The following is an 11823-nucleotide window of genomic DNA, read 5'->3' on the forward strand; positions in this document are numbered from 1 at the left end:
GGTGTTTTACGTTATTGAAGTGGGCATCCCGCATCTGACGCTGCTACTGCTGCCGCTGGTGCTAGTCCCCCTGATATTGCTGACGATGGGACTAAGCTGGTTTCTGGCTGCTTTAGGCGTTTATATTCGAGATGTCAGCCAGCTTGTCGGTATTATAACTATGGTGCTGATGTTCCTGTCGCCTATATTTTTCCCTACGTCTGCTCTACCGGCCAGCATCCGCTCGTGGCTGTTGCTAAACCCACTTGCACACTTTATTGAACAGGCCAGGGCAGTTATGTACTGGGGAACAATTCCTGATATGGGATCATGGCTAACCGGCTTTGTGATAAGTACTGTTATCGCCTGGGCTGGTTTTTACTTTTTCCAGAAAACGCGCAAGGGGTTTGCAGATGTCATCTGAAGATATTATTACCGTTCAGGGACTCAGTAAGTGTTATCAAATCTATAACTCCCCTAAAGATCGGCTTTTACAAATGTTTTATCGTAGCCGTAAAAAGCTCTACCGCGATTTCTGGGCGCTAAATGATGTCTCCTTTAGCTTAAAAAAGGGAGAAACAGTCGGGATAATTGGCAGAAACGGTTCGGGTAAATCGACCCTGTTACAAATGATCTGTGGGACATTGAATCCAACAGATGGGCAGGTGAAAGTTGGCGGTAAAATCGCCGCCCTGCTGGAGCTGGGCGCGGGGTTTAATCCGGAATTTACAGGACATGAAAATGTTTTCATGGCCGCGTCACTGTATGGCCTGACCAATGAGCAAATCAGAGACCGCTATGAAAGCATTCTGGCCTTTGCCGAAATCGGCGAACACATAGATCAGCCGGTAAAAACCTACTCTAGCGGCATGTACGTGCGCCTTGCTTTTGCTGTTATAGCTCATGTCGATGCGGATATATTGGTCGTGGATGAAGCACTGGCTGTCGGCGACGCCGTGTTTACGCAAAAATGTATGCGCTTTATCCGTAAATTTAAAGAAAACGGCACGCTACTTTTTGTCAGTCATGATACCAGCTCGGTGATTAACCTCTGTGATAAGGCTATCTGGCTTCATCAGGGAAAAATGATTACTTCCGGCAAGGCGAAGGATATTGCGGAAAAATACCTGCAATATACGCTTCAGGAAGTTTACGGCGATGAGGCAAAGCTTGAAAGCCTGAAGGCTTCGCCGATGTCTGAAGACATCACTCATACTTCAAGAGTTGATGACAATGCAGTAGCAGCACTTGAGTCAGCGGTAAATTACAATACTCAGTATGGTATTGAAGATAACCTTTCTGAAGCCAATGGCTGGAAAACAGGCGGAGGTGAAATCAATTGCGTCACCTTTACCGATGTTAAAACGGATAATACCCGACATATTTATAAAGGTGGCGAGGTCGTTAAACTGACGGTTGAAGCAACGGTTCATCAGGATTTTGATGCTCCCATTATCGGTTTTCTGGTAAAGGATCGTCTGGGACAGGTTCTGTTTGGTGAAAATACGCTTCCTTTTACTACGGTTAATCCTGTGCCGGTTATGGCCGGCGAAAAAATCAAAGCTGAATATAAATTTACGCTTCCTATGCTGCCAAATGGTGAATATGCCATGATGGTGTCACTGGCTAATGGCGATATTAACAACCATGTACAGCACCACTTGCTTCATGATGCGCTGATTATCAATGTTTCATCCAGTGAAGTACGTTGGGGTCTGGTAGGTATAAAATTTGATGAAGTTAAGATGGAAATCAAATGAAGACACTTTTTGAACTCTATGAAAATCATCATGGAAAATCTTCCGACAAGTGGACGATTTATTTAGAGACCTACCATGAAGTTCTGGCTCCTTTGCAGGAAAAGCCGGTTAATTTCCTTGAAATCGGCGTACAAAACGGCGGATCACTGGAGATTTGGTCTGAATATTTTCGGAATGCTAATAATATTATTGGTTGCGATATCAATGAAAGATGTGCACTGCTGGAATATGAAAATAAAAAGATAAGCCTGGTTATTGGTAACTCTTCTACCGCAAGAGTCAGAAACAGTATCGCGGAAATATCACCGCGTTTTGATGTCATTGTTGATGATGGTTCACACGACTCTTCTGATATCATTAAATCATTTCTTCTCTATTTCCCCCTGATAGAAGAAGATGGGTTTTATATTATTGAAGATCTCCATTGCAGCTACTGGCTAAATTTTGAAGGTGGCTTGTACGATCCCTATTCTTCAATGGCGTTTTTGAAAAAACTGGGCGACATTCCTAACTTTGAGCATTGGGGAAGTAAAAAGCAGGAAAAAGAGTATTTACAACCATTTTATGATCACTACGATTGTGTCGATTTCGATACCGTTGATTACAGTGAAATCCATTCCGTTACTTTTGTAAACTCGCTTTGCATTATACAAAAAAGGAAAAAAGAAAAAAATATTCTGGGGCCGCGTGTTATTGCCGGCGAGGTTGAAACGGTTGTTCAGGGCCATAAAAACATTCATGGTTCCTTTAACGAGATTCAGGATCAGTTCAACAATCCATGGCGGGACCTACCAACTTTCCCTGAAATGGAATGGGCGACGCTTAAAGGCAAATTGACTTCAGCTGAAAATCAATGCGAAAAGTATGCAAAAAAACTTGATTATCTTAAAAAAGACGTTGCGTACTTTAAAGAGTCAGAGAAAGCATTAAGAAGAGATATTAAAGAAAAAGACGAACTAATTTTGCGTCTTTCTCATGATAACCACGCCTTGAGAACTTCTACAAGTTGGAAAATGACTCAACCTTTACGTCATTCAGTAACTCAACTACGTAAAGTAAAAAAAGGCGTTGACCTCTCAGGCCGCATTATTAAGGACTACGGCTTAAGTGAAAGTTTTAAGCGTGCGAAAAATATCTATAATCAGCACGGTATTACCGGTATTTTTAATAAACTCCGCTACGTTAATCAGCTTCAGCAATTGTCAGTTAACGTAGAATCCAAAGCGCTTGCTCCTGTGACAGTAAGTGCCGAAGAACTACTCTTCCCGAAAGTGTTAATTATTGCAGAACTCTCAATCCCACAGTGCAAAAAATACCGTGTTGATCAGAAAGTCGAGCTTTTTAATCTTTTAGGTATAGAAGTAACGGTTCTACCCTGGGCCCATCAGAAAGAGTGCATTAAAGCGTTACAGTCGCATTCACTGGTGATTTTTTATCGCGTACCTGCTTTTGCCAGCCTCGATCCAATATTTGCTGAATGTAAGCGTCTTAACTTGACTACACTCTGGGAAGTGGACGATCTTATTTTTGATGCAGATATTTTGCGCGAAAGTAAGACGCTACAGTCTTTGGATAAAGTGACTTTTGACGGCCTTCTGGACGGTGCACATTTGTACAAAAATGCAATGCTGCAATGTAGTGGCGCTCTTGCCTCGACGCAGCACCTTGCTGACGAAATGGTGAAAGCCGGTGCAAAGTATGCTTACGTAGTGGAAAATGCGCTCGATCCGGAGACTATTTCTGCTGCAGAGTCCGTTACTACAGGTCGTAAAAGCCAGGAGGATGGAATAATCAGGATTGTGTATGGTTCAGGAACAACTACACACAATATTGACTTTCTTGAAGCCTCTGATTCTATTGTTAATATTCTAAAAAATAACAAAAAAGTCCATTTTCGTTTGATAGGCGATTTAAATTTACCTGCCAGCTTTGACGAAGTTAAATCGCAGGTAGAATATATCGATTTATGTCCTTATCGTGATTATCTGAAAGTGCTTGCTGAGTGTGATATTAGCCTGGCTCCTCTTGAAAATTATGTTTTTAACTATTCTAAAAGCAATATCAAATTTATCGAAGCTTCCATTTTATCTATACCGAGCGTTTGTTCACCAAGGCCGACATTTAGTCGAGTTATTACACATGGTGAGAATGGTTTCCTTTGTGACACGGTTGAAGAATGGACGGAAACGCTGACTCGACTGGTACATTCTGCAGAACTTCGTAAAAGTATTGGTGAGCAAGCTCGTCTTTCTGTTTATCAGCATTATTCGCAAGAGAATATTGCGAATGAGCAGGTCAGTAAAATTATTGCTGGTTTTAAGCGCCCGAAGGATTCAACCAAAAAGCATGTTCTTACAGTAAATTGTTACTATAACCCACGTTCATTTGGCGGGGCGACTATTGTTGTCGAGGAACTAAATAAACGCTTCTCTAAAAATGATGATTTCCAGATTCATACTCTGACTACGCTACCGGGAGAGTATGCCCCAGTGTATGAGCTACGCCGGTATGAGGCTTACGGGCAAGAGTGCTTTGGCATTGGCATTCCGCACTTAATTCAGGAAACTGAACAGATTGTTAATTATAAGGTTGATCCGTTATTTAAGGATGTACTTGACATTGTTAAGCCTGACGTAGTTCATTTTCATTCAATCCAGGGCTTGGGCGTAACAATGTTGGATATTTGCGCTGAAAGAAATATCCCTATCATTGTTACCACCCATGACTTTTGGTGGCTTTATAAAGAACAATTTATTTTAAGCTACCAAGAAAAAGACCGGAATATTGACAAAAGTAAAGACTATTGGCTTAATAAAAAGCGTGACAGCCTTGCTCTTGCGTCTAAAATATTGACGCCAAGCCGTTTTACTCACGAGCTGTATCGCTCCGAAGGATTTGAAGACGCCATGCTGAATAAAAATGGCGTTAATTACCCTGCGATTCAGGTGACACGTCAGGTTCCAACTACTATCCGATTTGGTTATCTCGGCGGAAACACTGAAATTAAGGGTTTCCATCTTGTGCAGGCTGCATTTAAAAATATCCCATCGTCGGATGCGGAAGTTGTTATTATTGATAACACATTAAGCCTTGGCTTCTCATCTTTCAGTAAGCAAGATTTGGCAAGTTTTAATAAATATCAGCTGGCGCCTGCTTTTACACAGGAAAATATGGATGAATTCTACAATAGTATTGATGTTTTAATTTATCCAACACAAGCCAAAGAAACCTTTGGTCTTACTGTACGTGAAGCGCTATTACGTAATGTCTGGGTCATTACTTCAGATGCAGGAGGCGCGGCAGAAGATATTATTGTAGGAAAAAATGGAATCGTTATACCTTTCGATAACGATCCCAAGAAGCTGGCAGAAGCAATTATGGATACCATTGCCCATTTTAGACAGCTGCCTGTCGGGGACAGAGAAAACCTTCCTCATTCCCATATTCGTTCGTTTGATGAACAATATGAAGAATTGGTAGCGATTTATCGTTCGGCTTACTGAAAAAGGGCCTCTGGCCCTTTTTAATCAGGGTAATGTAATGTGAACGAGAAAATTTTGGCCATTACGGTCACCTGGCAGCCTGTTGTTAAAGACTTATCCCGCCAGGTTACTGTCTTGCTCAACAGCAATGTAGATATCGTTATTGTCGATAATGGTTCAGAAAATGTGGCAGCACTGGAAGCGTATATTGCAGGCTGCCCGGATAATGTCTCTTTGCTAAAAATGCAAGAAAATATGGGCATTGCTGCCGCCCAAAACTACGGAATTACCAGGGCGATAGAGCAGGGTTACACATACATCCTGCTCATGGATCAGGACAGTTTGCCTGCCGATGATATGGTTGAGGAGCTGCTCCAGGGTCTTATAACCTTACCTGATGCTGCGGCAATCGGCCCTAACTTTACCAATGGACAAGAGGCTTCCCAGGCGCGCTTTATCCGTGTCGAGGGGCTAAGCATTATCAAAATGGCGCAAAATGACAGCAGTAACATTGTTGAAGTTGATCATTTGATTGCCTCTGGTTCGCTAATCCCGGTACGTACGTTCGCTGTAACAGGTCTGATGGACGAGTCCCTTTTTATTGATTACGTTGATATAGAATGGGCGCTACGTGCACGCGCAAAAGGTTTGCGCTCATATGGTTGCTTTTCAGCCCAGATGAGCCATGCTTTGGGTGATAACGCTATTGCCTTTATGGGGCGAAAAGTTGCCGTGCATTCTCCTCAGCGCCATTACTATATGGTCAGGAATGCTATTCTTCTTTATAAAAGAAACTTTATACCGGTGAGCTGGAAGATTGTGGATTGTTATAAGCTTGCTATTAAAATGATTATTTTGCTATTGTTTGCCAGTCGCAGGTTGAAAAATATCAAAGCTATTATTCGCGGGTGCTGGGATGGCATTAATAGTAAATCAGGTAAGTGCGAGTTAAAATGAAATTCTCCGACAGCGTTGCTGAGAAACAATCCACTACAGCCATCAGAGTTCTGCGTATTTCTGTAGTAACCTACTATATTGATAACGACATCTTTGATCTGATGGCTTCTCTGGAGATCGCATTTGAAAAGTGTGAAGCCACGCGTTTTGAAGTCGTACTGGTCGAAAATGGCTATAAAGAAAAGAATGAGTATCACCGCGCCCTGGAAGAAAAGTATTCCTTCTGCGAGATTATTATCGCCGGTGAAAATCTTGGCTATGGACGTGCTCATAACCTCGCTATGAGCGCAAATGCGGATTATCACCTCATCCTTAACCCGGATATTATTTTGCAAGAGAATACGCTTACTGTAGCTCTGAATTTTCTAAGCTCGCATCCTGAATGTGGTCTTCTCTCACCCCTTGCTCGCTGGCGTAATGGCGAAAGACAATTCTTATGTAAACGTTATCCCAGTGTTTTTACACTTTTACTGCGTGGGTTTGCGCCAACTTTCATAAGGAAAATCTTAAAAAAGAGGCTTGCTAACTATAATATGGCTGAGGATATTACCCCACATAGTGTCTATTGGAATCCTCCTATCGTTAGTGGCTGTTTCATGTTTTTCAGAAACAGTATTCTGCAAGAGCTTAAAGGATTTGATCCTGACTATTTTCTCTATTTTGAAGATACCGATCTTAGTTGGCGTGCGGCCAGACTGACGAAAGTTGCCTATGTTCCACAAGTGGAAGTTGTTCATCATGGCGGTAATGCTTCGCGCAAGGGGCTAAAGCATATTCTACTATTTACTTCTTCCATGATTAAATTCTTTCATAAGAACGGTTGGAAAATGGTCTGATAAAATGCTCTGAGTAAGATTTGTTTAAATAATAAACATGTTACGCGGAACATTTTAGATGCCTATCACACCTATTGCTACCAACAGCCCTTACTCTTCAGTTACTATGAATCGAATACGGGCTTTAAGTCTATGTAATCCCCAGACAGGAGTATGTAATGTCCAAGCAACAGATCGGCGTTGTAGGTATGGCGGTAATGGGCCGTAACCTGGCTCTTAACATCGAAAGCCGCGGCTATACCGTATCCATCTTTAACCGCTCTCGTGAAAAGACTGATGAAGTCATCGCCGAGAATGAAGGCAAAAAGCTGGCGCCTTACTACACCATCGAAGAGTTTGTTGAATCCCTTGAGAAACCTCGCCGTATTCTGCTGATGGTGCAGGCAGGCGAAGCGACCGACAAAACTATCGCTTCTCTGACGCCACACCTCGATAAAGGCGATATTCTGATCGACGGCGGCAACACCTTCTATAAAGACACCATTCGCCGTAACCGCGAACTGTCCGAGCAGGGCTTCAACTTTATCGGTACCGGCGTATCTGGCGGGGAAGAGGGCGCCTTAAAAGGTCCATCCATCATGCCTGGCGGCCAGAAAGAAGCTTACGAGCTGGTTGCACCGATCCTGGATAAAATTGCCGCTCGCGCCGAAGGCGAAGCCTGTGTTGCCTATATTGGTCCGGACGGTGCGGGTCACTATGTGAAGATGGTTCACAACGGTATCGAATACGGTGATATGCAGCTGATTGCAGAAGCCTACTCACTGTTGAAAAATGCCCTGAACCTGAGCAACGAAGATCTGGCTAAGACCTTCAGCGAATGGAACGAAGGCGAGCTGAGCAGCTACCTGATTGACATCACCAAAGACATCTTCACCAAGAAAGATGAAGAAGGTAACTACCTGGTTGATGTGATCCTGGACGAAGCGGCCAACAAAGGCACCGGTAAATGGACCAGCCAGAGCTCTCTGGATCTGGGCGAGCCACTGTCATTGATCACCGAGTCCGTATTCGCACGCTACCTCTCTTCGCTGAAAACCCAGCGCGTAGCGGCTTCCAAAGTTCTGAGCGGCCCGGCCGTGCAGACCGTTTCCGGTGATAAGGCAGAGTTCGTTGAGAAAGTGCGTCGTGCGCTTTATCTGGGTAAAATCGTGTCTTATGCTCAGGGCTTCTCTCAGCTGAAAGCGGCTTCCACTGAAAACAACTGGGATCTGAACTACGGCGAGATCGCTAAAATCTTCCGTGCCGGCTGTATCATCCGTGCGCAGTTCCTGCAGAAAATTACCGATGCCTACGCGGATGACGCTGACATCGCTAACCTGCTGCTGGCACCGTACTTCAAGAATATCGCCGACGAATACCAGCAGGCTCTGCGTGATGTAGTGGCCTATGCCGTACAGAATGGCATCCCTACGCCTACCTTCTCCGCAGCTATCGCTTACTACGACAGCTACCGTTCAGCGGTGCTGCCAGCTAACCTGATCCAGGCGCAGCGTGACTACTTCGGCGCGCATACCTACAAGCGCACTGATAAAGAAGGTGTGTTCCACACCGAGTGGTTGGATTAATTTTAGCTTCTACATGAGTAATTCCAAGGGCTTCATTCTGAAGCCCTTTTATCATCCGAATATAATTTCACCTGCCTGTCTTTAAATAACTGAGCGCGACCGGCTATCCTCTTTTAGGGGTAACCTGCCTGAAATCGGGCATCTTTCGTCATCGACCATCATATTTTCAAGTTCATCCTGCCTGAAATAACTTGATAACTTAGTTTACCTGCAAGACGAATTTTATTAGTCTGTTCCTTTATTTTATAAAAGGACTTTCCCAATTTGTCATTTTAAGGAATCTCTATGAGTAAAAAGATCGCCGTTGCTGTTGTTATCCCATGTTATAAAGTAAAAAACCACATTTTAGGGGTCATTCAGGCCATTGGACCCGAAGTGGATAAAATTTACGCCGTTGATGATTGTTGTCCAGAAGGATCTGGCGATTTTATTGAAGAAAAGAATACGGATCAGCGGGTAACAGTACTTCGTAACAGCGTTAATCAGGGCGTTGGTGGCGCGGTAATGCATGGCTACAGTGCAGCACTGGCAGACGATATTGACATCATTGTTAAGATTGATGGCGATGGGCAGATGGATCCCTCATTACTGTGCGAATTTATCGCGCCGATTATAAGTGGAGAAGCCGATTATACTAAAGGTAACCGCTTCTTTAATCTTGAAAACATTATGGCCATGCCTAAAATAAGATTGTTTGGCAATGCTGTTCTGTCCTTCATGACAAAAATATCTTCGGGTTACTGGAATATATTCGATCCGACGAATGGCTATACGGCGATCCATAAAGATGTCATTGAAAACTTACCGTTAAACAAAATAAGTAAGAGGTATTTTTTCGAATCCGATATGCTTTTCAGGCTCAACACGCTAAAAGCCGTTGTGATTGATATTCCTATGCATGCCAGGTATGAAGAAGAGGTATCGAATCTTAAGATTTCTAAAATAATCGGCGACTTTTTATTTAAACACGGCAGGAATTTTTGTAAGAGAGTTTTTTATAATTATTACCTCCGTGACATGTCTCTGGCATCGATAGAGTTACCTGTTGGGCTGCTGATGCTGCTGTTTGGCTTTTGTACCGGTGTTTCACACTGGGTTCAATCTATCCAGAGCGGTATTCCTAGCACGTCCGGTTCTATAATGTTAGCCGCATTACCAATGATTATCGGCATACAGTTTATTATGGCCTTTGTGGGGCATGATGTGGCAAACACGCCTAAAAGAGCTTTCCATCGCAGGTATAAGTAATCATGTTTTATTTTGTCGCGCTATTGTGCGTTCTCGGTATTGCCGCAGGTCAAATCATGTTTAAGCTTAGCGCCATCGCTATGCATAAAAGTGGCACCATGTTTTCTTTTAACGCGCTGGCAATATTATTTTGTGCTTTTGCGCTTTATGGCATCACGACGGTAGCGTGGGTCTGGGTTTTGCAGAAGATAGAACTGGGTAAGGCCTATCCCCTGATGGCGCTTGCTTTTGCCATCGTCCCTATTGGCAGCTACCTGTTTTTGGGCGAAAAGTTCACCTATCAGTATTTTTTCGGGGTGGCCCTGATTATAATCGGAATCATTGTTGCCGTAAAATCTTAATCTCGCTTGCAAATAAACTGTCTTTAAGAAAAATGACGTTAGCTTATACTATCGGATTTTTTTTATCTTTAGAGCCTGATGATTACTTTTATCTACGGGGATGGCAGTTACTGACTGCGAAGATTACTACAGGTATCTATTGTGTTGGCTATCCGGGCTAAGCACCGGATAGCTTTTTTACGGTTACGCTCAAATGATATCTGCATGACTTACAGATCGTTTATTTAATACTACTATATTTAAACTGCATTTTAGGAGTGCGGACCGTTTCATCATCTTTTTGTTCAAAAAGCCACAGTGCTACCGGAGATGAGTTATCACGTTTTTTAAAATAGAAATTCATGGTTATGGCCCCGTTAGTGATTTCTATAGGCTTATTGAATTTAAATGTGTAGTAGGCGTTATCAGGTTGGTTGCTGATATCGGAACGGGCGTCGACACAGTTACCTTCTGAGCAGAGACGTAAAGAAACTATGCCTTTAGCAGTGTTGCGATAGTTGGCCATTAACACGTTGACAGTCTTGATTTTGCCATTAGGGGTGTTTATCCCAAACTGCAAATGGTTTGCGCCGTCAAGGTTATAAATAACCCCGTCACGCTTCACGTCACGTTCTTGCGGAATATCAATAGTGGTGTGATAGCGCTCATTAAGCGTGACGTAAATAGTAGCGACAGAGACAACCAACAGGCTGGCCAGGATCAGGGAAGTGGTTTTTTTAGTGAATCTGAGCTGCGGCAACGCATACCCAAGAATGACCAAAGGAATAATAAAATATCTTCCCTGAACGCCATCTATTTCCTCCGTTGGGAAGGTCGACCACTGTACCAGCAGCGCTGCGAAAATTAAGGCAAGTGATACAACAGCCAGTATGGCGATAAGAAATGCAGTCGCACGGCTTGTTTTTAATTTTCCGGCTATCAGATGTGTCAGTAATGAAGCCACCAGTATTGCAGCGAAAAGGTTACGGATTGTTTTATGAATGGGGGCATCAAGCCATGCCAGGTTGCCTATCAATGAGTTATAGTAAAAGGCGAGCTTATCACCGTTTGTAAAGGTATTAATTGCTATGTTAAGGATGACCAGTGGGTTCTTGACGTAGTAGGATATTAGCTGTGCATTGCTTATTCCGCTGTGTTTCACCGATGAGGGGGCATAAGAGCTTGTTATCGAATAGCCAATCCAGCCCAGCGTAATCACGGATACTATAAGAAATACCGCTAAATATGTTTTTTTTCTGGAAATGAAGAACAACCACAAAGGGATTAATACCATGCAAATTAAATTGGTGCGGCTGCCGATTACAATAATAATGCACAATGCCAGACCTGCCAGGCTATAGCGCCAGTTCTTCCCGGTGTTATCTTTTTCACTGTTAAGCAATGCCATAAAAAACGACATGCCCAGGCAGGTAAGCGCCAGGCTTATGCCATCAATGGTAGGCGAGAAAATCTGATAAACCGACATCGGCAGGAGTATCAGGCAAAGCGAGAAAAGAGGGATGGGATATATTCGGTAAGCGGCTAAGAAAATTAAAATACATACGCCAAAGGTAAGGTAATTTATTAGCGCGTAGGTTGAATAAACACTCAGGTTCAGCTTTTCACCCACGTAAAAAGAAACAGCCTGGGGTACATAGACAAAGGGCATATAAAAG

Annotated in this window: 9 protein-coding genes; 8 read left to right on the forward strand and 1 reads right to left on the reverse strand. The window is 43.2% G+C overall.

Annotated elements, in window-relative coordinates:
* From RTK32_RS08665 to RTK32_RS08700, 8 genes are all read left to right on the forward strand, one after another.
* Nucleotides 1–403: ABC transporter permease (locus RTK32_RS08665; RefSeq protein WP_312043068.1), on the forward strand; the 403-nt coding region annotated here is incomplete at its 5' end.
* Nucleotides 393–1739, forward strand: coding sequence for an ABC transporter ATP-binding protein (locus RTK32_RS08670; protein WP_312043069.1), 1347 nt, complete (start codon nt 393–395; stop codon nt 1737–1739). The genes RTK32_RS08665 and RTK32_RS08670, both read left to right, overlap by 11 nt.
* A complete protein-coding gene (locus tag RTK32_RS08675) occupies nt 1736–5242 on the forward strand; it encodes a glycosyltransferase (protein WP_312043072.1) in 3507 nt (1168 codons plus the stop codon). Before RTK32_RS08670 ends, RTK32_RS08675 begins: the two co-directional genes overlap by 4 nt.
* Nucleotides 5243–5281: 39 nt before the next feature.
* The gene (locus RTK32_RS08680) at nt 5282–6178 is read left to right on the forward strand and encodes a glycosyltransferase family 2 protein (protein WP_312043073.1); all 897 of its coding nucleotides are present in this window, start codon (nt 5282–5284) and stop codon (nt 6176–6178) included.
* On the forward strand, nt 6175–7014 hold the full coding sequence (locus tag RTK32_RS08685; protein ID WP_312043075.1) for a glycosyltransferase family 2 protein: 840 nt from the start codon (nt 6175–6177) through the stop codon (nt 7012–7014). The genes RTK32_RS08680 and RTK32_RS08685 overlap by 4 nt, the downstream gene beginning before the upstream one ends.
* 158 nt (nt 7015–7172) lie before the next feature.
* Nucleotides 7173–8579 carry an NADP-dependent phosphogluconate dehydrogenase gene (gene gndA, locus RTK32_RS08690; protein ID WP_312043077.1) on the forward strand — a complete coding sequence of 469 codons (1407 nt, stop codon included), beginning with the start codon at nt 7173–7175 and terminating at the stop codon, nt 8577–8579.
* A 285-nt stretch (nt 8580–8864) separates the two neighbouring features.
* The gene (locus tag RTK32_RS08695) at nt 8865–9827 is read left to right on the forward strand and encodes a glycosyltransferase (RefSeq protein WP_312043079.1); all 963 of its coding nucleotides are present in this window, start codon (nt 8865–8867) and stop codon (nt 9825–9827) included.
* Nucleotides 9828–9829: 2 nt separating this feature from the next.
* On the forward strand, nt 9830–10168 hold the full coding sequence (locus RTK32_RS08700) for an EamA family transporter (RefSeq protein WP_312043081.1): 339 nt from the start codon (nt 9830–9832) through the stop codon (nt 10166–10168).
* A 220-nt stretch (nt 10169–10388) separates the two neighbouring features.
* Here RTK32_RS08700 and RTK32_RS08705 read toward each other — a convergent pair.
* On the reverse strand, nt 10389–11823 hold a 1435-nt coding region (locus tag RTK32_RS08705), incomplete at its 5' end, for a DUF2142 domain-containing protein (protein ID WP_312043083.1).

The organism is Erwinia sp., from assembly GCF_031978025.1.
GTDB lineage: Bacteria > Pseudomonadota > Gammaproteobacteria > Enterobacterales > Enterobacteriaceae > Erwinia.